Raw genomic sequence first — 23086 nt, 5'->3', positions numbered from 1 at the left:
TGAATGCCGCCATGACCGAACATCACTTCCCCCTTGCCGCCGTGGTCGGCGCCGACTCGCTGAAGCTGGCGCTGTGCCTGGCGGCCATCGACCCGGCCATCGGCGGGGTGCTGATCGAAGGCCCGCGCGGCATGGCCAAGTCCACCCTGGCCCGTGGCCTGGCCGATCTGCTCGACGGCGGGCGTTTCGTCACTCTGCCGCTTGGCGCCAGCGAGGAACGTATCGTCGGCACTCTGGATCTGGACGCTGCGCTGGGTCAGGGCCAGGCGCGCTTTTCCCCGGGTTTGCTGGCGCGCGCCGATGGCGGCGTGCTGTATGTCGATGAGGTCAACCTGCTGCCCGATCATCTGGTCGACCTGCTGCTCGATGCCGCTGCCAGCGGGGTCAACCATGTCGAGCGAGATGGCATCTCCCATCGCCACGCCGCGCGCTTCGTGCTGATCGGCACCATGAACGTCGAGGAAGGCGAGCTGCGCCCGCAGCTGCTTGACCGCTTCGGTCTCAACCTGGCGCTGGACGGCCAGCCGCAGCCGGTCGAGCGCGCCGAGATCGTTCGTCGGCGCCTGGCCTTCGATGCGTCTCCGGATGCCTTCGTACAGCGTTGGCAAGCTGAACAACAGGCCCTGGCGACGCGTTGCCAGAGCGCCCGCCAACAGCTAGCCGCCATTGCCCTGGATGATGCGTCGCTGGGCGAGATCAGCCAGCGCTGCTTCGCGGCAGGCGTCGACGGCCTGCGCGCCGACCTGGTCTGGCTGCGCGCCGCCCGCGCCCATGCCGCCTGGCGGGGTGCCGGGGCCATCGAGCCTGTGGATATCGACGCGGTGGAGGACTTCGTCCTGCGTCATCGCCGTCGCCAGCAGGCACCACAAGCGCCTGCCGCCACGCCGCCCGAGCGGCCGCAGGCGCAGCAATCCGAGCAGCCGCCACAGCAGGGCGAAGGCCAATGGGGCGAGTTGCCGGCGCAGGTGCAGGCCATGGGTGAGCGGCGGGTGCCGCCGCGCTGGACAAAAAAGCCCTGAGCATCCGCCCGCGCAACGCCACAGGCGCGGATGCCGGCAAACGGCCCGGACGACTCGGCGGCGGCTTGCGCGGCGCCGCGCGGGCGGGTGCGCACGGCCGCATCGACTGGCCGGCGAGCCTGCGCCATGGTCGCCCGCTACGCCGCGAGCACCTGGTGCTGCGGCCGCGCAGCCGTCAGGCCGATGAACTCTGGCTGGTGCTGGTGGATGCTTCTGCCTCGACCCGCCGCCATGGTGCGCTGAGCCTGAGCAAGGGCCTGCTCGCCGAGCTGTTCGACAGCGCCTACCGTCAGCGTGCGCGCCTGGCCGTGCTGCAGGCCGGCGGCCGCGAGGCGCAGTGGCTGTGGCAGGGGCGCAAGGCCAGCGCCGAACTGCATGCCTGGCTGCAGCAACTCGGCGCCGGCGGCGGTACGCCACTGCTCGATGCACTGCAGCAGGCCGGTGACTGGCTGGTGCGGCGGCGGCGACAGAAGCCCGCCGAACAGCAGCGCCTGCTGATCCTCACCGACGGCCGCCTGCGCGACTGGCCGGCCATGCACCCACTGGGCTGCCCGACCCTGCTGATCGACAGCGAACGCGCGCCGATCCGCCTCGGTCGCGGCCGCGAGCTGGCGCGCCAGCTGGGCGCCGATTACCAGCACATCGATGACTTACTACCCTGTAGGAGCCCGCTGGCGGGCGATGATCGCCGGCAAGCCGGCTCCTACGGGTTGTCCATTCCCTGGAGAACCCCATGAAAACCCTGCTGCTGGTCGGCATCGGCGCCGGCGACCCGGACTACATCACCTACCAGGCGATCAAGGCGCTGCGCCGCAGTGACGTGATCTTCCTGATGGACAAGGGCGCGGCGAAGCACAAGCTCAATGCCCTGCGTCGTGAGATCTGCGCACGCTTTCTCGATGGCCACACGCCGCGTTTCGCCGAGGGCCAGCAGCCGGAGCGCGAGCGCGAGGCCGCCGACTACCGCGCCAGCGTCGACGAGCTCAACCGCGACAAGCAGGCGGTATTCGAGCAGTTGCTCGACGAGCAGATGGCGGACGGCGAGACCGCCGCCTTCATGGTCTGGGGCGACCCGTCGCTGTACGACAGCAGCATCCGCATCATCGAGGCCATCGCTGCCCGCCGCAGTGACTTCGCCTACGACGTGATCCCCGGTATCACCAGCCTGCAGGCGCTCACCGCACGCCATCGCATCCCGCTCAACAGCATCGGCCGCGCCGTGGAAATCACCACCGGCCGCCTGCTCGCCGAAGGCTGGCCGCAGGGTGTGGACAGCGTGGCGGTGATGCTCGACGCCAAGGACACCTATCGCCGCTTCACCGGCCAGGGCCTGACCATCTACTGGGGCGCCTACGTCGGCACCGCCGACGAAATCCTCATGGCCGGCCCGCTGGACGAACTGGCCGACAAGATCGCCGTCATCCGCGCCGAGGCGCGCGAGCGTAACGGCTGGATCATGGACAGCTACCTGCTGCGCAAGGAAGGGACGGTGCAGGCTTGAGGTGAGGGGGCGTTGTTCGCCCTGCGCCGGGTCATGCGTAGGGCGGACATCGCTTTTCATGTCCGCCAATATGTGGACTCAGGAATCCGATGGGGGGATGAAGAGCGTCGTCCACCTTCTTGCTTGACCAGGCTGCTTCCGCGCAAGAATGCTGGGCAGCGAAGCGTTATCCACAAGCCGGCAGCGTCTTTTCCATCACCACGGTGCGTTCCGCCCCATGGAATTCATCACGTACCTTGCGGTAACCGAGGCCTGCGTAGAAGCTTTCGGCAGTCAGCGACGACGGCACCAGCAGCTTGGCCATGCCGAGGTTCAGCGCTTCGGCGTGGAGCGCTTCCATCAGTCGGCGACCCACTCCGCCGCCCTGGTACGCCGGATCGACGAAGACCGTCCTGACCACCTCGCCATCGAGGCTGGCGGTGGCGATCGGCATTCCGTGCAGCGAGGCGACGAAGACCCTGCGCGTGCCGAGCAGTGCAGCCACGGCTTGAGGTGTGAAGCTTTGCTCGATCCGAGAGATCACCTCGGGTGCATAGTCCCGGGCGTTCGACTCGCGTAACGTGGCAATCACGACTCGACTGATCGCTGCCGCATCGTCCTGTGTCGCCGGTCTGATCATGCAGTCCATGCTGTTCTCGCTCCGTTGCCGGTCAATGACTCAATCGGCGTTGTTGATCTCTTCCTGATAGACCCGCATCCCTCGTGCCTGATAGTTGGCCAGTGCAGCTGGATGGTCGAAGGTGCAGGTGTGTACCCAGACACGTTCGGTACCGGGCCACTGCCATGCGGAAGCGATGGCGTGGCTGAGCAGGGCGCCGCCGAAGCCACGGTCGAGAAACTGCGGGGCCAGGCCGAAATAGCGGATTTCGGTGTTGTGACCATCGGGGCGCAGCAGCTCGTAGTAACCGGCGATGGCGCCACGGTGGTACGCCACCCAGGTGCGGTGCGCCGGGTTCTCCACCATGGCCTGCCACTGCGCGTCGTCCCAGTCGTCCAGATCACCCCATTCCCAGGCCGAACCGACCAACTGGTAGAGAAAACGGTTGAACGCGCCTTGTGGCTCCTCGCATTCGACGATCTGCAGTTCGCTGCGTGGCGCCTTGGCGCGCAGCTGTTCGGCGCGGGTCATCTCCAGGTAGTAGGTGGTATAGGGTTGGCTCATCACGGACCTCACGGACAGAGCCGGACTATAACCCGGCGCTTGCCGTGCGTTGTTATCGTCGGCGTGTTGGCGCTTCGTTGGAGGACAAGCTTCGCGTTGTCCACGCTATGCCGGGTCATGCGTAGGGCGGACAGCGCTTTTCATGTCCGCCAATTGTGGACTCAGGAGTCCGATGGGTGGATGCAAATAGCGTCATCCACCGGCGAGCAGGGCGGTTTACAGCCAGCTCCAGGAAACCCCCGTGTATACCCCGAACCCTTCCCCGGGCGTGGAGCGCGCGGCGTCCGCGCCCTTGTCGTCATAGCCGGGAGTGACGGTGGCGGCGTAGCGCTTGTCGGTGAGGTTGCGCAGGTCGAGCCAGGCCTGCCAGTCGTCCTTCGGCGAGGTGTAGCCGAGGGTGGCGCCGAAGAGGGCATAGGCGTCGGCGTAGTAGGAGTTGGCGTAGTCCACCGCGACCCTGGAGGCGTACCGGGTATTCACCCCGGCATAGAAGCCGCTCGGGTGGTCGTAGCGCAGTTCGGCCTGGTAGTAGTGGCGCGGCAGGCCAGGCAGGCGATTGTCGCCGAAGCTGTCGTCATCGCGGTAGTGGAAGTCGCTGAAGGTGTAGGCCTGACGCAGGCTCAGGGCGCTGCCGTGGTCTTGCCAGAGCAGGCTGTTCAGGCCGGCTTCGATGCCCTGGTGCACGGTGGGGCTGGCGTTGGACTCACGGGTGACTGCTGGGGCGACTTCGACGCTGAGCAACTCGTGGCGTACTTGCGCGTGGTAGAGCGCCAGGTCCCATTGGCCGAGCGGCGAATCGCCACGACCACCGACTTCGAACGTCGTTGCCGTCTGGTTATCCAGAGAGACCGGGGCGCGGTAGCGACCTGTCGCCGGGCCGCTGCCGGCCGGAAAATAGTCGTTCGAGCTCCAGATCATCGACCAGGCATGCGCTGGTTCCACCGAGCGGCTGATGTTGCCATACAGCTGTACGGCGGGGGCGAGCTGGTAGCGCAGGCCGATGCGGGGAGCGTAGTCCCAGGTGTCGGTGTCGAGCCTGTAGGGATTGGCCGGAGCGGTCACCTCGACCTTGCGCCGGGTATTGATCAGCGCCAGGCCGGTATCCAGCCACAGCTCGGGGCGTAGCTGCAGTTCGTTGCTGATGTGCAGCGTGTTGTCCGAACCCTGGTGGATGTATTCGCGCATCAGGGTGCCGGCCGGGTAGGTGTTGCCATCGACGGTCAGCGGTTGCGTGGCGTTCTCTCGCGCTTTGCTGCCGGGCAGGTTGCGGGTGCTGCGCAGGCCGACGCTGGTGCTGCTGTCCAGACCGAACAGGCTGTGGCGGCGTGTGTAGTTCAGCGTGGCGCTGATGTCGCTGTAGTCGACGCGGACACGGTAGGCACTGTTGCGGTAGGGGCTCTCGACGATATCCATCGGGTAGTGGTGGTACGCCAGGCCGGCGACCAGGGTGGCGTCGTCGTCCAGGTACCAGGTGGTCTTGTTGGCCAGCCAGGTGCTGCCAGGCTGGTCTCGGTGGGCGTCGATGCGCAGGTTCGCGGCTGCGGCATCGCGCGGATCGTGCTTGATCTGTGCCTTGCTCAGGCGCCCCGGCGTGTCGTGCTCGGTCTCGCGGTAGCGCAGGTAGAAGCGCGTTTCCAGGCTGTCGTTGAGGCGATAGCCGACGTTGCCGGCAATGCCCTTGCCCTGTCCGGAGGCGTGATCCTGATAGCCGTCGTAGTGGCTGTCGGTGAGGTTGAGGTAGTAGTCGACATCGCCCAGCACCTGGCCCGAGGCGATACTGCGTTTCTGGTAGCCATGGCTGCCGGCCTCGTAACGCAGTTGCAGCTTGGGTGCGCTGTAGCCGGTGTGGCTGATGTAGTCGATCGCACCGCCGAGGGCCAGCGCGCCGCGTTCGAAGCCGTTGGCGCCGCGCAGGACTTCCGCGCGACTTATCCACAGGGGTTCCAGCAGCTCGTAGGGGGTGCCACCGGAGCCGGTCAGCGGCAGGCCGTCGAGCAGGATGTGCGTGCCGGAGGCATGGGCGCCGGGGCCACGGTTGATGCCGGAACCCCGCATGCTGATCTTCACGCCTTCGTTGCCCGGCGACTGCGCGTAGACGCCCGGCTGGTAGGCCAGCACGTCGGCGACACCGGCCACGCGGCCCTGCTCGACCTGGTCCATGTCTACCAGGTTGGTGGCACCGGATACGCGCTCGAGCGTCTTGCGCGCGGCGTCCGCTTCACTGACCGGTGTTGCGCTGATGTGCAGTGCATCGAGCTGCACAGGTGCGTCGGCCAGGGCGTGATTGATGCCCAGGCTGGCGAGCGCCAGCAGGGTGAGTCGGGCAGGTTGGCGGGAAAGTGGCAGGGGCGGCATGCAAGGGCTCCGTTGAGCGGACAGCGAGTGTGTCTGATGGATGCCACCGGGGATTGGTCACCACCGACGGGCTCGTCACTCGCGCTACGCTCAGGGAGCCACGGGGCGCTCGGGCTATGGCCGACCTCGCCCTGTAGACGGGCCCTCAGGCCAGACCGGCCTTGTCCAGTCCGTACAGCTTGTCGGCGGAGCCGGGGACGTTGCGGAAGGCCACGCTGAGGCGGTTCCAGCCGTTGATGGCCACCACCAGCAGGGACAGATCGGCCAGCTCCTGCTCGGAGAACTGCTCACGCACGCTGTTGTAGATGGCATCGCTGACGCCGTGCGGCGACAGGACGGTCAGGGCTTCGGTCCACTCCAGGGCAGCCCGCTCGCGGTCGGAGAACAGCGGCGATTCGCGCCAGACGGCGACATGGTGCAGGCGCAGTTCGCGTTCGCCGTGAATCTTCGCCTCCTTGACGTGCATGTCCACGCAGAAGGCGCAGCCGTTGATCTGCGAGGCGCGCAGGGTGACCAGGTGGGCGAGTTCGGTGAGGAACGGCGTCTTGCTCAGCAGGGTGGAAAATTCCGCGTACTTGCTGGAGGCCTTCGGGGAGAGTTTGAAGTAGTCGAGACGCTGGCTCACGGTTTTCACCCTTAATCCGAGTCGAGAAGAAACCGATGCGTCTCTGCGACTGGCAGAACCACAACGGCCCGGTGAAGAGAAATCTACGCACCGGTGGGCCAGTCACATAGATCCATTTCACCCAATTCTGCTTGGTCCACTTTCGTGCAGAGGCGTGTGCCTCCCGCTACTCGGTGCAGTTGCCGTGCGTGGCAGTCCGACACGACGGTGGCGTTGCTCTGAGCGACTTCAGCCCTGGGGGAACTGCGCCGGGTCGGAAAAGCAGGCGCGCAGGTGATCGAATACCAGGCGCACTCTGGGCGATACGGGGCCTTGTTGCGGGCGGTAGATGAACAGCTGCCAGGGGGCGGGGGCCTGCTGCGCCATCACGGCCTGCAGGCGGCCGCTCTCCAGGTGCGGCTGGGCCAGGTAGGCGGGCAGCTGCCCGTAGGCCAGGCCGGCGAGCACGACTTCCAGCTCGGCTTCGGGGTCGTCGCAGGTCAGTGCCGGGTTGGCGGGAAGCAGGCTTGGGCCGTCCGCGAAGGTCCAGGGCCAGGGCCGGCCGCTCTTGCGGTCGATCAGTACCGAGAGCGGGCGTTGCTGCAACTCGGCTAGCGTGCGCGGGCTGCCGGTAGTGGCAATCAGTTCGGGCGTGGCCACCACCTGCAGCGGCACGGGCGCCAGGGTGCGGGCGACGTAGCGGCTGTCGCGCAACGAGCCGATACGGATGCCGATATCGATCTGCGCATCGACCGCGTCGGTGATCTCGTCCTCCAGGCGCAGGGTCAGCTGCAGGTGCGGGTGGCGCTTGAGCAGGGGCTGCAGGAAGCCGACCAGAAAGCGCTTGCCGATCGCCTGTGGCGCGGTGATGCCGACACGCCCGCTGAAGCCCGACTCGGTATCGGCGCGATGGCCACGAAACAGCGAGTCGAAGCCTTCCAGCGTCTGCCGTGCCCGCACGGCATAGGCCTCGCCGAAGGCGGTGATGTGTACCTGGCGGGTGTTGCGGTGGAAGAGAATCTCGCCCAGCTCTTCCTCCAGCGCCTTGATCGCGCGCGTCACGGCCTGCGGGGAGACGCCGAGCCGCGTCGCTGCCTCGCGGAAATTGCTGCAGTCGGCCGCGCTGCAGAAGATGCGGATCATCTCCATGCGGTTGAGCATGTCGCTACGCCTTTGTATTCCAGAATGTGGAATAGCCTAATCCAAACACTTCCATTCATTGAAACGAAAATCGCCTCTAGTGTGAGCCCATGTCCGGCATACGGCGCGGACACTTCAACGAATCCGAAAGAGAGGCTTACCGATGAGCAACAACATTTCCGGCAAGGTCGTGGTCATTACCGGCGCCAGCAGCGGTCTGGGCGAAGCCAGCGCACGTCATCTGAGCAAACTGGGCGCCAAGGTGGTGCTGGCTGCACGGCGCAAGGAGCGCCTCGAACAACTGGTCGGCGAACTGGTCGCTGCCGGTGGCGAGGCGGTCGCCTACCAGACCGACGTCACGCGTGCCGATGAGGTCAAGGCCCTGATCCAGGGTGCCGTGGATACCTACGGCCGGGTCGACGTGCTGGTCAACAACGCCGGGTTGATGGCCATTGCGCCGATGAGCGATCTGCGCACCGACGAGTGGGATCGCATGATCGACATCAACATCAAGGGTGTGCTGTATGGCATCGCCGCTGCGCTGCCGGTGTTCCAGCAGCAGAACGCCGGGCATTTCATCAACATCGCCTCGGTGGCCGGGATCAAGGTGTTCAGCCCGGGCGGTACCGTGTACAGCGGCACCAAGTTCGCCGTGCGCGCCATCTCCGAGGGCCTGCGTCACGAGGTCGGCGGCAGCATCCGTACCACCACCATCGAGCCGGGTGCGGTGGACTCCGAGCTGAAGTTCGGCAGCTCGCACCAGCAGAGCCGCGACTTCGTCGTCGACTTCTACAAGCAGGCCATCCCGGCGGATTCGGTGGCCCGCGCCATCGCCTATGCCATCGAGCAGCCGGCGGATGTGGATATCAACGAGATCGTCCTGCGTCCGACCGTGCAGGAGTTCTGATCCCGATCCGCTGCATCCGGGCGCTTGCGATGCTGGTCCGTACGGACCAGCATGCAGGCGCCTTTTTCGCTTTCAGGAGTCTGCATGAGCGCGTCCATTCGTCCGGTCGATCTGGCCAAGGCTTACCGCCTGCTCAACCACGGCCCCACCGTGCTGGTGTCCGCACGTCACCAGGCTGTGGATAACGTCATGGCGGCGGCCTGGTGCTGTGCGCTGGATTTCGACCCACCGAAGCTGAGCCTGGTGCTGGACAAGGCCACCCGCACCCGTGCGCTGGTCGAGGGCAGTGGCCTGTTCGCCGTTCAGGTGCCGACCGTGGCGCAGCTGCAGCTGACCCAGGCGGTGGGCAATGCCAGCCTTGGCGATGACCCGGCGAAGCTGGCGCACGCCGGGGTCGACCTGTTCGAGATGGCAGGCCACGATGTGCCCTTGGTTGCCGGCTGCTCGGCCTGGCTGGTCTGCCGGATGATCAATGAGCCGCATAACCAGCAGGCCTACGACCTGTTCATTGGCGAGGTGATCGCCGCCTGGGCCGACGAGCGGGTGTTCCGCGATGGCCGCTGGCACTTCGAAACGGCCGACCCGAACCTGCGCAGCCTGCATCATGTGGCGGGCGGGCACTACTACGCGGTTGGCGAGGCGCTCAAGGCCTGAGTGGACGAGGTGCCTGAAGCGCTGCAGCCAGGCGCTCGCCTCAGCGTGCCAATGGCAGCGCCATGCCGATCAGCACGAACAGCGTGCCGCAGCTGCGGTTGAAGGTGTGGCCGCCGCGTTGCAGCCAGGGGCGTACGCGCACGGCGGTCAGGGCCAGCAGCAGTTCGACGAGGAACTCGACCACGGCGAAGGTCGCCGCCATCACCACGAACTGCACGGCCAGGCCGCGCTGGGGGTCGAGGAACTGCGGCAGGAAGGCGCCGTAGAACAGAATCACCTTGGGGTTCGACAAGGCCGACAGCAGGCCCTGGCGAAACAGTCGCCCGGCGCTGGGGCGCACGCCGCTGTCGGCCAGCGTCAGGTTCATCGGCGGGGCGCGCCAGAGCTGGATGCCGAGCCACACCAGGTAGGCGCCGCCGATCCACTTGAGTGCCAGCAGCGCGGTGGGTGCGGTCTTGAGCAGGGCGCCAAGGCCGAACATGGCCAGGGCGATCAGCGTGCCGAAGCCGACCACGCCGCCGAGGATGGTCGCCAGCGCCATGCGTGCGCCGTACAGCCCGCCATGGGTCAGCGCCAGCAGGCTGTTGGGGCCGGGCGTCAGCGCCAGGCCGAGGGTTGCGACGAAGTAGACGAGCCAGAGTTCGAGGGCCATGTGGGTCTCCTGGGAAGGTGGCCAGTCTACTCAGCGCTGCAGTCAGTAATGAGGTAGATTCTGGTCATCTACCAGTCGATTCTGGACGACTCATGTCGCAACGCCCTGACCTGCGCTTCCTCCTGCTGCCTCTGCCGGAGTTCGCCCTGCTGCCGTTCGGCGGCTTTCTCGACAAGTTGCGCTTCAGCGCCGACGACGAGGATTACAGCCGTCAGCGCTACTGCACCTGGACCATTCTCGGCCTGCAGCCGGGGCATGTGTCGTCGAGCAGCGGTGCGGCGTTGCGAATCGAGGCCACGCCGCAGGAGCTGACGCTGGCCGAGCACGACTATCTGGTGCTGTTCGGCGGGCGTAACGCGCAGGCCACGGCGGCGCTGGCGCCGGCCTACCGGGCCCTGTTGCGCCGCGCCGTACGTGCCGGGGTGAAGCTGGTGGCGATCGACAACGCCAGTTTCCTGCTGGCCGCCTGTGGCCTGCTCGATGGCCATCAGGTCGCGGTGCACTGGCGTCACCAGGCGGAGTTTCGCGCCAGCTTCGCCCACCTGCGGCTGGCGCACGAGCGCCTGTACAGCATCGATTCCGAGCGGATTTCCTGTGCCGGGGGCACGGCGGCCATCGATCTGGCGGTGGAGTTGCTGGCCCGTGGCAGCGGACGGGCGCGGGCGCTCAAGGGCCTGGCCGACATGCTGGTGGACGAGACGCGCAGTGGCCAGCACGCGCTGCGCTCGCTGCATGGAACGTCCAGCGGCGAACGTCATGTCGACCGTGCCATCGCCCTGATGCGTCACGGCCTGGCCAGCGCCGACGGTATCGAGCAACTGGCGGCCAGTGTCGGTATCAGTCGCCGGCAGCTCGACCGCCTGTTCCGCGCCCGCCAGGGCATGAGTGCCCGCGAGTACTGGAACGAGCTGCGCCTGCAACACGTGCGCTGGCGCCTGCTCAACTCCAGTCACAGCCTGGCGCAGATCGCCGACGAGATCGGTGCCAGCGACGCCAGCCACCTGGGCAAGCTGTTTCGCCAGCGGTTCGGTGTCGCTCCCGGCGCTTTTCGTCGCCAGGGCGCCATGTCGTCGTAGGGTGGATCACGCTTCACCGATCCACCGTCAGCGCATGCGCACTGTGCTTCATCGATCCATCAGCAACGGCAGCCACACCGATGCCAGCAGCAACAGCGCCATGGCCCGGTTGAACAGCAGCAGTCGCGACGGTTGCCGCAGCAGGCGGGCGCTGCCGGCGCCGAGCAGGCCCCAGCTGAGCAGGCAGGGTGTGGAGACCAGCAGGAACAGCGCGGCATGGATGGTCACGCGGCTTGGTGAAGCCTGGCCATCGAGAAATATTGCCGTGACCGAGAGGGTCATCAGCCAGGTCTTGGGGTTGATCAGTTGCAGGACGGCGCCCTGGACGAACCCCTGGCGTCGCTCGATGGGCCGTGCCTCGATACCGGCCGCGTCGCGGCGCATCAGCTTGCAGGCCATCCAGCTGATCCAGGCGGCGCCGGCCCAGGTCATCGCCGTTTGCAGCAGCGGCGTGCGCGCCAGCAGCTCGCCCAGGCCGAGGCCGACCACCAGCAGCATGAGACTGGCACCCAGGCTGGCGCCGAGGGCGATGGTCAGGGCAATGGGCAGGCCGAAACGCGAGGCGCTGCCGAGGATCAGCAGGTTGGTCGGCCCCGGGGTGATCGAAGCCGCCGAGGCGAAGAGGATGAAGGGCAGCCACTGGTTCATGGCCGGGGCCCTGGTGCGGTGAGGGGCATCGATGATCGCTCCATGTCGGGTCATGGTGGCGATTGTCCAGTGGCCCCGCTCAGCGGTCTTGAAGCTTTGTGCAGAGGCTGCGGTAGGCGCCGGGGGTGACACCATTGGCGCGGCGGAACCAGCGGCCGAGGTGGCTCTGGTCGGCGAAGCCCAGGTCGCTGGCGACGTCGGCGGGCGCACTGCCGAGGGCCAGTAAGCGGCGCGCGCGCACCAGGCGCAACTGGATCAGGTAGCCGTGCGGGGCGATGCCGAAGGCGGCCTTGAAGGCTCGCGTGAGGTGGAAGCGGTCCACGCCGCAGACCCGGGCCAGTTCACCGAGGCCGATGTTCTCGTGGAAGTGCGCGTGCAGGTAGTCGCGTGCGCGCAGGGCCACGCCGGGAATCTGCGGGTTGCCCTGCATGCGCTGGCGCCATTGCAGGTTGCGCGATAGGCGTTCGAGCAGGCCATCCAGGGCCGCATCGCGGACCATGCGCGGCTCGCCCTCGCGCAGCGCCTGCAGGGCGTTGGCGATGTGCGGCAGCAGGCCGGGGTCGTCCGGCTGGGTGCGTGGCACGCTGGGCAGGCAGTCGACGGGAGCCTGTTCGAACAGCGCCGGCAAGGCGCCTTGGAGCCAGGCCGGTTCCAGGTACAGCGTGGAGTAGGTGAAGCCCCCTGGCGCCGGGGCGTTGCCGTCATGAATGTCGCCGGGCTCGAGGAAGAAGGTCTGCCCCGGCACGCTGCTGAACAGGGCGCGGCGGCAATTGAACTGCTGCACGCCCTGCTCGGTGAAACCGATCAGGTAGCTGTCGTGCCAGTGCGGATCGTAGGCATGCCCCTCGAAATGCGCGCGGATCACCTCGATGCCGGTATCGGCATCCTGCTTGAGGTCGACCCATGATTGCGCGTTCATCGCCCGGCTCACAGTGGAAAGTGGAACGCCCGAGCTTAACCCGTTTGCCGGGCATTCCTAGAACGTTTGTGCAGATGGCAGGGGCTGTGAATAAAAACAGGCGCCTTGATCCGTAGGAGCGGCTTCAGCCGCGAAATTCGCGGATAAATCCGCTCCTACGAACGCTTGGCAATACTGCTTGAGGACGATGGTCTAGTCGGCCTGCGCGGGGTACCAGCGCGGTGTGTAGACCCAGTCGCCGCCCTCGGCGCGGGGGAAGCGGCGGGTCTGGCTGGAGCCGATGATCACCAGGGTGCGCATGTCGACCATCTCCGGGGTCAGCTCGCCCAAGGTGAGGCTGCGCAGCGCTTCGGCCGGGCGGCCAATGTCGCGGCCGAGCACCACCAGGGTTTCCGCCGCACGGTGCTGGCGCAGCAGTTCCAGCGCGCGGCCGAGCTGCCAGGGGCGGGCCCTGGAAATCGGGTTGTAGAAGGCCATGGCCAGATCCGCGGCGGCGGCGTGCTGCAGGCGCTGCTCGATCACCGCCCAGGGTTTGAGGTTGTCGGACAGGGAGATAAGGCAGAAGTCATGGCCCAGCGGCGCACCGGCCTTGGCGGCGGTGGCCAGGGCAGCCGAGACGCCCGGCAGCACCTCCAGTTCGACCCCGCGCCAGGCCTCGCTCTGCGGGCTTTCCAGCGCTTCCATCACGGCGGCGGCCATGGCGAACACGCCGGGGTCGCCCGAAGAGATCATCACCACCCGCCGGCCCGTGGCAGCCAGCTCGAAGGCATGGGCGGCGCGCTGCAGTTCCTCGCGGTTGTCGCTGGGGTGCAGGCGCTGGTCGGCGCGCAGCGGGCCGGCCATCTTCACGTAGGTGTCGTAGCCGAGCAGGTCTTCGGCCTCGTCCAGGGCGCGGCGCACGGCGGGGGTCATGTGCTCGGCGGCGCCAGGGCCGAGGCCGACCACGCTGAGGCGGCCACGACGCTGGCCAAGGCGTTCGACATCCAGCGGCTGCTCGGCCAGCAGCAGGCGCAGGCCGTCGCCGGCGAGCTGCCGGGCGGGCAGTTCTGCGCTTGCGCCGTGAATGAAGCGCAGCGGCAGGTTCAGCTCGCGCGCGGCTGCGTGCAGTTCGGCATCGGCCATCCGGGCCTTGTCCGCAAGCAGAGCGGCCAGGGCCTGTGGCGCCAGGTTGGCGGCGCTCAGCGCCCGGTGAATGCGTGCCGCCAGTTGGTCGTCGGTTCGCTCGACCAGCACGGCGACGCTGCGCGGATGGATCAGCAGCTCGTCGGGCTGCGCCGGGCGGGCCTGCTGGGTGATGTGGATAACCCGCTTCGCAGCGTTATCCACAGGCAGCTGGGCGGCCTCCAGCCAGGGCGCCTGGCCTTCGATGCGCACCGTTTCGCCGCCGAGCAGGTCGCTGACGAAGCGCTTGCCCTGTTGCAGGTCGGCCAGGGCGTAGCCGGCCGGCGGCTCCAGCAGGCAGGTGCCGAAGCGCAGCTCGCCGCTGGTGGTGATCGCCGGCGTGACCTCCAGGTGTGCAGCGATCTCGCGGGCCAGGCGATTGACCCCGGCCAGGCCACCGAGCAGTGGCACCACGGCGCTACCGTCTTCGGCGAGGGCCAGCACCGGTGGCTCGCTGCCCTTCTCCGCCAGCAGCGGGGCGAGGCTGCGGATGACGATGCCGGCGGCGCACAGCACCAGCAGCGGTTGCCCGGCCCGATAGAGCGCACGCAGGCTGTCGCCGAAGTCGTCGTAGTGACGCTCGGCAGCCTCGACCCGGCCGCGCAGGCCATGGATCAGCGCCTGTGGATAAAGCGTCTTGAGGCGTTGTGCAGTGGCCAGCGCGCTGCTGCCGAGGATGACGATGTTCATGCGGTAGATCCTGTAGCCCGGATGAAATCCGGGGTGTGTGTTTCCCGGATTGCATCCGGGCTACGTGCGAGCTGGGGGAGCGTGTAGGGTGGATGGCGCTTCACCCATCCACCGCCACGATGGTGGATGAAAAACGTCATCCACCCTACGAATCCAGGAGCGGCTGGGCCGCATTCCGCTCCCACAGGGAATCGATCACCCCCGCCATTTCTGGCCGGGCACCAGAATCATCGAGAAGTACGGCGAATCCATCGGCTCCACCTCGTCCAGCGCGACGATCTTCTGGCTGGCCATGGTCGCGCGCTCGACGTAATGGGCACGGTCGTCCAGGCCGAGCTTGCGCAGCACGCGGCGGACCTTGTCGAAGTTGCGCCCGAGCTTCATCACAACGGCGGCCTCGGCGTCGCGCAGGCGCTGTTCGAGTTCTTCCTCCGGCAGCACGCCGGAAAGCACGCTCAGGCTCTGGTTGCGGTACACCAGCGGCGTGCCCAGCACCGAGGCGCAGCCGAGCATGGAACACACACCAGGCACCACCTCGACGTCGTAGCGCTCGGCGAGGCGGTCGTGCAGGTACATGTAGGAACCGTAGAAGAACGGGTCGCCCTCGCAGATCACCGCCACGTCCTGGCCGGCGTCCAGCAGCTGGGCGATCTGTTCGGCGCAGGTGTCGTAGAAATCGGCGATCACATCCTCGTAGGACAGCGGTGCGGCGAGCTTCTCGGTGGTCACCGGGTAGACCAGCGGCAGGCGCTGCTGGGCGTCGTCCAGGTGCGCCTCGATGATGCCGAAGGCGTTGCCACCCTGGCCGGCGTTGTGTTTCGCCTTGGCCACGAAGTAGGCCACCACCGGCGCCGACTTGAGCAGGCGCAGCGCCTTGAGGGTGAGCAGCTCGGGGTCGCCGGGGCCGACGCCGAGACCAAGCAGACGACCGGCCATCACTCCACCTCCGAGGCCAGCGCGTTGACCGCGGCCACCGCCATGGCGCTGCCGCCGCGCCGACCGCGCACGATCACATAGGGCACGCCACGGCTGTCTGCGGCCAGGGCGTCCTTGGATTCGGCGGCGCCGATGAAGCCCACCGGCATGCCGATGATCAGCGCCGGTTTCGCGGCGCCGGCGTCGAGCATTTCCAGCAGGTAGAACAGCGCGGTGGGGGCGTTGCCGATCACCACCACGCTGCCCTCCAGGTGTTCGCGCCAGTGTTCCAGGGCCACCGCCGAGCGGGTGTTGCCGACCTCACGGGCGAGTTCGGGCACGCCGGCGTCGTGCAGGGTGCAGAGCACCGGATTGTTCGCCGGCAGGCGCGGGCGGGTGATGCCCTCGGCGACCATGCGCGCATCGCAGAGGATCGGCGCGCCGGCCAGCAGGGCTGCGCGGCCGGCGGCGCCAGCTCCGGGGGAGAAGCGCAGGTCCTCGACCACGTCGACCATGCCGCAGGCGTGGATCACCCGCACGGCGAGTTTCTCCAGGTCGGCGGGAATGCCGGACAGGTTGGCCTCGGCGCGAATGGTGGCGAAGGAGCGGCGGTAGATTTCCTGGCCGTCGCGGATGTAATCAAGCATCAGGGAGTCCTGCGGGAAGGTGGCGGGCGAACCAGGCGCCGGCCTCGTCGATGGTCATGGACGGCACCAGCAGGCGACCGAAGCCGGTCACCTCGGGGGTGCGTTGATAGAGCTGGTAGTGATCGGGCGTGCTGGCCAGCAGGGTGTAGGGCTGTACCCGCGCGCTGGCGCAACTGCGCGGGCAGGCGCTGAGGTGAGTCTGCGGGCGGGCGCCGTTGGCGCGCAGCAGCTCGGCCAGGTGCAGCGCGTGGTGCTTGCTGTCGGCCAGGCCACGGGCGCAGGCGGCCGATCCGGTGCAGGCGACCAGCCCGAGCAGTGGGTCGCCGGCCTCGTGCAGCAGGCCGAGTTCGCCCAGTGCGTTGCTCAGGGTTGCGGCCTCAGCCTGCGGCACGTTGCCCAGCAGCAGGCCCTGCCAGGGGGTCAGGCGCAGTTCACCGCCGGCATACCGCTCGCTCAGCTCGGCGAGGGCCAGCAGCTGTTCGGCGTGCAGGCGACCCAGCTGGGCCCCGGCGACGACCATGCACAGGCCGGCCCGGGCCTGTGGATAAATCCCTGCGGGCGCCCGCTCGACGCCTGCGGGCGTCTGCCAGTCGGCTGTTGGCGGCTGCAGGGGGAAGTCCAGGCGTGCCTGCAGGCGCTGCAGCAGTTCGCTGGCCGGGAGCTGCGCCAGCAGCTGGCGCATGCGTGATTGTTCGGGCGTGGCCAGTTCGAGGAACAGCAGCAGCAGCTGGTGCACCAGCTCGACCGCCTGCGCGGCTTCGATGCGCGCCAGCGGCGCGTCGCTGGGGCAGCCGGCCAGGCCCAGCAACAGGTGGCGTTCATCTGCGGCGGCCAGCCACAGGTCGTGCGGGTGTTCGCGCATCGCCAGGGCTTCGCCGCCATCCAGCTGCAGGGCGAACTTGGCTGACAGGGCATGCAGCGCCGGGGTGTCCTGCAGCAGATCGAGGAGTTGCCCGGCGAGCGGGCGAACGTCCATCCGTGCCTGCGGGTCGAGGCCAGCGGCAGGGCTGAGCAGGAGGTTGCGTACGTCGTCGGCGGCGGCCACGCGCGGACCGAGACCGGCAGCGAGCAGTGCGCCGATCAACGCGCTCTCCTGGCCGGGCAGCACGCCGCGAATCTGCAGGTTGCTGCGGTTGGTCAGCTCCAGGGTACCGCTGGCGTAGCGCCGGGCAGCCTCTCCGATCGCACGCGCCTGGGCACTGTGCAGCACGCCGCCAGGCAGCTTGACGCGGCAGATGCCGCCGTCCAGTGCGGGCACGATGCGCAGCAGGCCCGGACAGGCAGAAGCCCGAGGGGTTGGCAGTTCGGCGGTGAGGGGACAGTCGCGCACAGGGTTCACCAGCAACAACGACGCGGCGACCGGACCAGCGAAACCCGTCGAGAGGGTTTCATGGCATCGGTACACCCCGCCCGATGTTGGCACTCGCGACCAGCGTTCGTCGGCAGGTCTCCTGGCTGACAGGTCTTCATCCGCTACGGCCTTCCCGGTTGCCCAGTGGCGCATGTGCAGCGGACTCGCTGTTTACAGTTGCGGGGGCAGCTCGGTGGCGATGGTTGATCGCTCCGGATTCCCTCTTCGAGGCTGTCGACGATCCACTGCAGCAACGCCAGGCTCGGAAAGCCACCGGCGGCTGACGCATGCAGATCGTGAACAGACTCTTGGGCCCGTTTACAAGGGGCACCGACGAAGGCGCTATTATGCCCGCTTTGCGCGGCGTCGCGACACGCGCCCTGTCGGCTACTTGCGAGGAAGGTGGATGAAACCCTGGTTGACCCTGGTGGGTATCGGCGAAGACGGCTACCCCGGCCTGGGCAAGGCTGCGCGGCGGGCCCTGCTGGCGGCCACGCGTATCGTCGGTGCGCCGCGCCAGCTGGCGTTGCTGCCGCCGTGCATCGCTGGCGAGCGGGAACACTGGCCGAGCCCCTTCGACCTGCAGCCGTTGCTGGCGCGGCGCGGCGAGGCGGTATGCGTGCTGGCCAGCGGCGATCCGATGTTCTACGGCGTCGGGGCCAGCCTGACGCGGCAATTGGCGGCCGATGAGCTGCAGGTGTTGCCGGCTCCGTCATCGGTGTCGCTGGCGGCGGCGCGCCTGGGCTGGCCGCTGCAGGAGGTGGACGTGGTCTCGCTGGTCGGCCGGCCGCTGGCCACGCTCAATGCCCGCCTGTTTCCCGGTGTGCGCCTGCTGCTGTTGAGCGCCGACGGCGACACGCCTGCCCAGGTTGCCGCAGCGCTGTGCGCGCGCGGTTTCGCTGCCAGTCGCCTGACCCTGCTGGAGCACCTCGGCGGGCCCGAGGAGCGCCGTATCGATGGCCTGGCCGCGCAGTGGAGCCTGCCGCGCGCGGCCGATCTCAACCTGCTCGCCGTGGAGTGCCTGGCGGACGCCGGGACCCAGGTGCTGCCGCCGACCTGCGGCCTGCCTGACGATGCCTATCGGCATGACGGCCAGCTGACCAAGCGCGACGTGCGCGCCGTGACCCTGGCGCGCCTGGCGCCGCTGCCCGGCGAGCTGCTGTGGGACGTGGGCGCCGGCTGCGGCTCCATTGGCATCGAGTGGATGCGCGCCCATCCCGCCTGCCGCGCCATCGCCATCGAGGCCAACGAGGGCCGTCAGGCGCATATCCGGCACAACCGCGACGCCCTTGGTGTGCCCGCTCTGCAGCTGGTGGCCGGGCATGCGCCGGAGGCCCTGGACGGATTGCCGGCAGCGGATGCCATCTTCATCGGCGGCGGCGTCACCGTGCCGGGGCTGCTGGAACAGTGCTGGGCCGCGCTCAAACCGGGCGGGCGGCTGCTGGCCAACGCGGTGACGATCCAGAGCGAGGCGGCGCTGGTGGCCTTTCGCGAACGGCAGGGCGGCGAGCTGCTGCGCCTGACGGTGGCGCAGGCGCAACCGCTGGGCGGGTTCGATACCTGGCGGGCGGCGTTGCCGATCACCCTGCTGGCGGTACGCAAGCCGTGAGGCCGCGCATCCTGCTGCTGGGCGGCACCAGCGAGGCGCTGCGCCTGGCTCGTCAGCTGGGCCCCGAAACGCTGTACAGCCTGGCCGGCCTGGGCCGGGTACCGGACGACCTGCCCTGTCGCGTGCGGGTGGGCGGCTTCGGTGGTGCCGACGGGCTGGCCGCGTTCATCGCCGCCGAAGGCATCGAACTGCTGCTGGACCTGACCCATCCCTACGCCGCGCAGATCAGCGCCAACGCGGCACGGGCCGCCGTGCTCAGCGGTGTGCCCTGCTGGGCGCTGCGGCGCCCCGGTTGGCAACCTGCGGCCGGCGACGACTGGCGCGAAGTGGAGGGCTGGGACGGGCTCAGCCATGCCCTGGCACCCTTCCAGCGGCCATTCTTCACCTCCGGGCGCGAGCCGCTGGCGCATCTGCATGAGATTCCTGCGCACCAGCACTGGACGGTGCGTTGCCTGCAGAGCGAGCCGGCGCCGCCCCGCGCGGAGATCATCGGGGCTCGCGGGCCTTTCTCGCTGGACGAGGAGCGTGCCCTGTTCGCCCGTATCCGCTGCGACGTGCTGGTGAGCAAGAACAGCGGCAGCCAGGCGACCGAGCCGAAACTGCAGGTGGCGCGCGAGCTGGGTCTGCCGGTGCTGCTGTTGCGCCGGCCCGAGCCGGCGCCGGCAACGCGCAGTTTCTGCGACCTGCAGACGCTGCTCGAGGCGTTGCCGCGCTAGGTCGCCTTCACCAACAGGCCGTCACTCAGCCACTGGTGCAGCCAGCGTGCGGCCTGCACAGGGGCCTGCTCCCCCAGTTCCTGCAGGCTGTCGCACAGCTCGGCGAAGTTCAGCCCCTCACAGGCCATGGCCTGCAAGGCCTGCGCTTGCGCGGGGTCGAGGCTGCGATAGCGGGTGACCAGTTGCTCACGCCAGATCAGGCACGTCTCGGCGTGCTCCAGGGCATGACTGCCCGGGAATGCCTGCTCGTGCTTGAGGGCACGCCACAGCTCCAGGCTGTTGTGCTGCAGGGTCAGCCATTGCACGCTCGGTTGCAGCGCCACGCGCAGCAGCGGCCAGTCCTGTGCCGCCAGCTGCGCCAGGTGTTCGGCACGCAGCAGCTCGGCATCGTGGGCGTCGAAGGCCAGGGTGAAGGCCCATTCCAGGCGCGCCAGTTCGGCCAGCGGTGCAGCCTGCTCGGCGACCAGGTGCTGCTCGATGAAGCCGGCCAGGTTGGCGCCCAGCCAGCGCAGGCTGAAGTGCGCCGAGGGATGGGCGTCGAGGTAGTCGCGGCCGAGGCGCTCAAAGTCGTCGTCGCCGAGCCAGGCGTGGATCGCCGCGTAGTCGCCCTGCAGGGCTTCGAGCAGGCGTGCGCGATAGGCGTTGTGATAGATCGCCAGGCCCTGTTCGGCGCTCAGTGCGGCGCTGCCGAGCAGGCTGGCGGCGAGGGCGGCATCGGGCGTCGACTGGTTGCCGAGCAAGTAGCGCTCGACCTCGCGCTGCCATTCGTTCAGGCGCATGCCGCCTCCTCGCCGAGCACCTCGCGGGCGATGCGCCGCGCCTGCTGCAGTTCGCTCAGCAACTCGTCGAGAGGCGGCAGGTGATCGTCCCGCTCGAGCAGGGTGGAAACCGGGCCCAGGTGCGCCAGGGTACGCCGGTACAGCTGCCAGACCGGGTCGCACACCGGGTGGTCGTGGGTATCGATCAGGTAGTCGCCGTAGTCGTGGTGACCGGCCAGGTGGAACTGGCGGATGCGCTCGGTCGGCAGTGCGCTGATGAAGTCCCACGGCTCGAAACCATGGTTGCGCGCGCTGACGTAGACGTTGTTGATATCCAGCAGCAGCTCGCAGCCGCTGAGTTCGCACAGGGCCGAGAGAAACTGCCATTCGCTCATCTGGTCATCGGCGCAGCGCAGGTAGCTGGAGACGTTCTCCAGGACCAGCGGCCGCTCCAGCACGTCCTGCACCTGGCGCACGCGTGCGGCGACGTGCTGCAGGCTTTCCTCGGTGTAGGGCAGCGGCAGTAGGTCATGCAGCTGGTGGGCATTGCCCCGGCTCCAGCACAGGTGGTCGGAGATCCACGCCGGGCGCACGCGCCTGGCCAGTTGCGCCAGGCGCTGCAGGTAGTCGCGGTCCAGCGCGTGCGGCCCGCCGATCGACAGCGATACGCCGTGCATGACCAGCGGGTAGTGTTCGGCGATGGCGTCGAGGTAGTACAGCGCCTTGCCGCCATCGACCATGTAATTCTCGGAGATGATCTCGAACCAGTCGACCGCGGGCCGCCGTTCGAGGATTTCCTGGTAGTACTCGCTGCGCAGGCCCAGGCCGTGGCCGAGCATCGTCGTTGCTTTCATCGCCGCCTCCGCAGGTGAAAACGGGGCGACCGGCCGGCCGCCCCTCGTGGCTCTTAGGCGCCTACGGTGCCGCCGGCAGCGGAGCACTCTGCCTTGGTCATCACCTTGAAGCCGTGGCCCTTGCAGACTGCCTGGCCCTTGCAGGCGTTCTCGGCGGTCTTGCAGTCGTTCTGGCCTTTGCAGGAGGTCACGCCGTAGCAGTGTACGGTCGCTTCCTCGGCCGAGGCGACGCTGGCGGTCATGCCGGCGAACAGCGAGGCGGCGGCGAAGGCAATGGCGGCGCCAGCGGCGGTGGTCTTGATAGTCATGCGCTTATCCTCTGGAAATTGGAGAGGCCGGCTGAAGCATCGTCGTTCAGGCCCGGCAACTCACTAGAGTCGGACCTGCCGCTGGCGTTACAGGGGTGGAAAAAACTTTCTGCTCAGTGCTCCTGCGCACTGTCGTCAGGCTGGTCGATACGCAGCTCCGGCACGGCCCGCCCCGCGACCAGGCGCTCGTCCACCAGGCGGATGACCGCTGCCTCGTCGTTGACGCCGTACCACTCGCCCTGTGGATAAAGGCTCGCCGTCGGGCCCAGGTCACAGGGGAACTGGCACTGGCTGCGGGTGATGTGCACACCGCCGGGACATTCCAGGCGGCCGGCGGCCTTGAGGCGCTGGCGCAGGGTTTTCCACAGGCCGAGGGCGCCCTTGCGCGTGCAGCGCGGACCGTTGCACAGCAGCAGGCGCTGGCTGTGCGGCGGAATCTGCGACCAGGGGTGCTGCTCGGGCAGGGCCGGCACGTCCTGGCAGGGCAGGTGGCGGCCGGTCTGTTCGAGCAGTGCGGCCAGGCCGTCCAGCCAGGCGTCCTCGAGGGCGCTGCACACCACGAAGACGGCTTCGCCGTTGCCGCGCTCGGCGATGCGCTGGCGCAGCCAGTCACGGTGCATGGCATCGGCGCGGGGTTCCAGGTCGACCACCAGCAGCGGCCGTGGTGCATCCGCCACGGCCTGCCAGAAGGCTTCGGGGTCCTGCTCGCTGTCGTGCAGATGGGCCTCGCCGAGCAGGGCTTCGGCACGTTGGCGCAGGCTCTGGGCCAGTGCGCCACGGGACAGACCCGGCCCGCTGAACAGGACGCGGGCGTAAGCGATTCGAGTCATGGCCGTCTCCGGGAAAAGGGTGGGGCAGTCTAGCGGCTCGGCGCGCTGCGCGCAGGCTCAATGGCCGAGTTGCCTTGACGCGAGGCGGCGGCGATGGTCATATCCGCCCCGCTTCAGGTGTCTCACGCCGCCGCGCGTGAGGTGAAACGGGAAGTCGGTTGAAGTCCGACGCTGCCCCCGCAACGGTAAGCGAGCGACCGCATCGAAACGCCACTGTGCGCCACGCGCATGGGAAGGCGATGCGTTCATGCCCCTCGCAAGCCCGGAGACCGGCCTGGAGTCACTCTGTCTGGCAACCCGCGGTGGGCGGGCGTTGACTCCAGTAGGGCGCGTTCGTGCCCCTGTCTGCTGTTGCGCATTTCCATCGGATTGCCGTGCCTTTTCCTTTGCGATGGAACACTCATGGCGCGCCATTTCCGCTTCAACGACCTTTTTTCTCAGGACTTCCTGCGCCGGCCGGCTGGCCCGGGCGAGCGGCTGCGAAACAGCATATTGTTATGTTATAACAATAACATTATGCCTTTCGGGTCTGCTTCATCCGCGTCGACACCTGCTGTCGAGCCGGTGGCGCGGGTCCCTGCCGGGCCGGTTTCCCTGCGCAATCCTGGAC

General features: G+C 68.1%; 24 protein-coding genes and 2 riboswitches. Of the genes, 8 read left to right on the top strand and 16 right to left on the bottom strand.

Annotated features, from left to right (window positions below):
- The first annotated feature begins 11 nt into the window (after positions 1–11).
- Genes JLK41_RS25155 through cobF form a run of 3 tightly spaced genes read left to right on the top strand, consistent with a single transcriptional unit; the run spans position 12 to position 2520 of the window.
- Positions 12–1019, top strand: a complete 1008-nt coding sequence (locus JLK41_RS25155; RefSeq protein WP_210390085.1) for a magnesium chelatase ATPase subunit I — start codon at positions 12–14, stop codon at positions 1017–1019.
- Positions 1001–1756, top strand: coding sequence for a vWA domain-containing protein (locus JLK41_RS25150; RefSeq protein ID WP_342357386.1), 756 nt, complete (start codon positions 1001–1003; stop codon positions 1754–1756). Before JLK41_RS25155 ends, JLK41_RS25150 begins: the two co-directional genes overlap by 19 nt.
- Complete coding sequence (cobF, locus tag JLK41_RS25145) at positions 1753–2520, top strand: precorrin-6A synthase (deacetylating) (RefSeq protein ID WP_210390084.1); 768 nt, start codon at positions 1753–1755, stop codon at positions 2518–2520. Before JLK41_RS25150 ends, cobF begins: the two co-directional genes overlap by 4 nt.
- Positions 2521–2686: 166 nt before the next feature.
- Here cobF and JLK41_RS25140 read toward each other — a convergent pair whose 3' ends face one another.
- The 5 genes from JLK41_RS25140 to JLK41_RS25120 all read right to left on the bottom strand — a co-directional run bounded on the left by JLK41_RS25140 (position 2687) and on the right by JLK41_RS25120 (position 7802).
- A complete protein-coding gene (locus JLK41_RS25140) occupies positions 2687–3148 on the bottom strand; it encodes a GNAT family N-acetyltransferase (RefSeq protein WP_210390083.1) in 462 nt (153 codons plus the stop codon).
- A gap of 30 nt (positions 3149–3178) precedes the next feature.
- Complete coding sequence (locus tag JLK41_RS25135; RefSeq protein ID WP_047590567.1) at positions 3179–3682, bottom strand: GNAT family N-acetyltransferase; 504 nt, start codon at positions 3680–3682, stop codon at positions 3179–3181.
- Between the two features lie 216 nt (positions 3683–3898).
- Positions 3899–6037: a TonB-dependent receptor family protein gene (locus tag JLK41_RS25130; protein WP_210390082.1), complete on the bottom strand. Its 2139-nt coding sequence runs from the start codon at positions 6035–6037 to the stop codon at positions 3899–3901.
- A 145-nt stretch (positions 6038–6182) separates the two neighbouring features.
- A complete protein-coding gene (locus JLK41_RS25125) occupies positions 6183–6671 on the bottom strand; it encodes a carboxymuconolactone decarboxylase family protein (protein WP_210390081.1) in 489 nt (162 codons plus the stop codon).
- A gap of 219 nt (positions 6672–6890) precedes the next feature.
- Complete coding sequence (locus tag JLK41_RS25120) at positions 6891–7802, bottom strand: LysR family transcriptional regulator (RefSeq protein WP_037054709.1); 912 nt, start codon at positions 7800–7802, stop codon at positions 6891–6893.
- Positions 7803–7944: 142 nt separating this feature from the next.
- Between JLK41_RS25120 and JLK41_RS25115 the strand changes: the two genes are divergently transcribed.
- Entirely contained in the window at positions 7945–8688 is a 744-nt protein-coding gene (locus JLK41_RS25115) for an SDR family oxidoreductase (protein ID WP_037054708.1), read from the top strand.
- A gap of 84 nt (positions 8689–8772) precedes the next feature.
- Entirely contained in the window at positions 8773–9342 is a 570-nt protein-coding gene (locus tag JLK41_RS25110) for a flavin reductase family protein (protein WP_150607275.1), read from the top strand.
- A 40-nt stretch (positions 9343–9382) separates the two neighbouring features.
- On the opposite strand, the gene JLK41_RS25105 is transcribed toward JLK41_RS25110, so the two are convergent.
- On the bottom strand, positions 9383–9994 hold the full coding sequence (locus JLK41_RS25105) for a LysE family translocator (RefSeq protein ID WP_037054705.1): 612 nt from the start codon (positions 9992–9994) through the stop codon (positions 9383–9385).
- 92 nt (positions 9995–10086) lie between these two features.
- Between JLK41_RS25105 and JLK41_RS25100 the strand changes: the two genes are divergently transcribed.
- Positions 10087–11070 (top strand): GlxA family transcriptional regulator, encoded by a 984-nt coding sequence (locus JLK41_RS25100; protein WP_210390080.1) that lies wholly within the window; start codon positions 10087–10089, stop codon positions 11068–11070.
- Between the two features lie 48 nt (positions 11071–11118).
- On the opposite strand, the gene JLK41_RS25095 is transcribed toward JLK41_RS25100, so the two are convergent.
- From JLK41_RS25095 to cobG, 6 genes are all read right to left on the bottom strand, one after another.
- The gene (locus JLK41_RS25095; RefSeq protein ID WP_037054701.1) at positions 11119–11718 is read right to left on the bottom strand and encodes a LysE family translocator; all 600 of its coding nucleotides are present in this window, start codon (positions 11716–11718) and stop codon (positions 11119–11121) included.
- A 79-nt stretch (positions 11719–11797) separates the two neighbouring features.
- On the bottom strand, positions 11798–12637 hold the full coding sequence (locus JLK41_RS25090; protein ID WP_037054699.1) for an AraC family transcriptional regulator: 840 nt from the start codon (positions 12635–12637) through the stop codon (positions 11798–11800).
- 192 nt (positions 12638–12829) lie between these two features.
- Positions 12830–14488 (bottom strand): precorrin-3B C(17)-methyltransferase, encoded by a 1659-nt coding sequence (gene cobJ / locus JLK41_RS25085; RefSeq protein ID WP_210390079.1) that lies wholly within the window; start codon positions 14486–14488, stop codon positions 12830–12832.
- A gap of 195 nt (positions 14489–14683) precedes the next feature.
- On the bottom strand, positions 14684–15424 hold the full coding sequence (locus tag JLK41_RS25080) for a precorrin-2 C(20)-methyltransferase (protein WP_047587061.1): 741 nt from the start codon (positions 15422–15424) through the stop codon (positions 14684–14686).
- Entirely contained in the window at positions 15424–16050 is a 627-nt protein-coding gene (locus JLK41_RS25075) for a precorrin-8X methylmutase (RefSeq protein ID WP_037054693.1), read from the bottom strand. The genes JLK41_RS25080 and JLK41_RS25075 overlap by 1 nt, the downstream gene beginning before the upstream one ends.
- Positions 16043–17380, bottom strand: coding sequence for a precorrin-3B synthase (cobG, locus tag JLK41_RS25070; RefSeq protein WP_244976460.1), 1338 nt, complete (start codon positions 17378–17380; stop codon positions 16043–16045). Before cobG ends, JLK41_RS25075 begins: the two co-directional genes overlap by 8 nt.
- 94 nt (positions 17381–17474) lie before the next feature.
- Positions 17475–17655: riboswitch (cobalamin riboswitch) on the bottom strand.
- 152 nt (positions 17656–17807) lie between these two features.
- Here cobG and cbiE point away from each other — a divergent pair.
- Positions 17808–19010, top strand: a complete 1203-nt coding sequence (gene cbiE / locus JLK41_RS25065; protein ID WP_210390077.1) for a precorrin-6y C5,15-methyltransferase (decarboxylating) subunit CbiE — start codon at positions 17808–17810, stop codon at positions 19008–19010.
- Positions 19007–19726, top strand: a complete 720-nt coding sequence (locus JLK41_RS25060; protein WP_047589512.1) for a cobalt-precorrin-6A reductase — start codon at positions 19007–19009, stop codon at positions 19724–19726. The genes cbiE and JLK41_RS25060 overlap by 4 nt, the downstream gene beginning before the upstream one ends.
- Here the strand turns inward: JLK41_RS25060 and JLK41_RS25055 are convergent.
- The 4 genes from JLK41_RS25055 to JLK41_RS25040 form a co-directional block, all read right to left on the bottom strand.
- Entirely contained in the window at positions 19723–20505 is a 783-nt protein-coding gene (locus JLK41_RS25055; protein ID WP_210390076.1) for an HvfC/BufC N-terminal domain-containing protein, read from the bottom strand. The two genes, JLK41_RS25060 and JLK41_RS25055, sit on opposite strands and share 4 nt — an antisense overlap.
- Positions 20496–21338, bottom strand: coding sequence for an MNIO family bufferin maturase (gene bufB / locus JLK41_RS25050; protein ID WP_037054686.1), 843 nt, complete (start codon positions 21336–21338; stop codon positions 20496–20498). The genes JLK41_RS25055 and bufB overlap by 10 nt, the downstream gene beginning before the upstream one ends.
- 53 nt (positions 21339–21391) lie before the next feature.
- Positions 21392–21646, bottom strand: coding sequence for a BufA2 family periplasmic bufferin-type metallophore (gene bufA2 / locus JLK41_RS25045; protein ID WP_037054684.1), 255 nt, complete (start codon positions 21644–21646; stop codon positions 21392–21394).
- A 113-nt stretch (positions 21647–21759) separates the two neighbouring features.
- The gene (locus JLK41_RS25040) at positions 21760–22476 is read right to left on the bottom strand and encodes a (2Fe-2S) ferredoxin domain-containing protein (protein WP_210390075.1); all 717 of its coding nucleotides are present in this window, start codon (positions 22474–22476) and stop codon (positions 21760–21762) included.
- A gap of 98 nt (positions 22477–22574) precedes the next feature.
- A riboswitch (cobalamin riboswitch) is annotated at positions 22575–22768 on the top strand.
- Positions 22769–23086: the final 318 nt, after the last annotated feature.

Origin of the sequence: Ectopseudomonas khazarica (assembly GCF_017915135.1) — a bacterium.
GTDB classification, from domain to species: Bacteria; Pseudomonadota; Gammaproteobacteria; order Pseudomonadales; family Pseudomonadaceae; genus Aquipseudomonas; species Aquipseudomonas khazarica.
The sequence above is the reverse complement of the archived record's forward strand: the minus strand, read 5'-3'. Positions and strand labels throughout refer to the sequence as shown.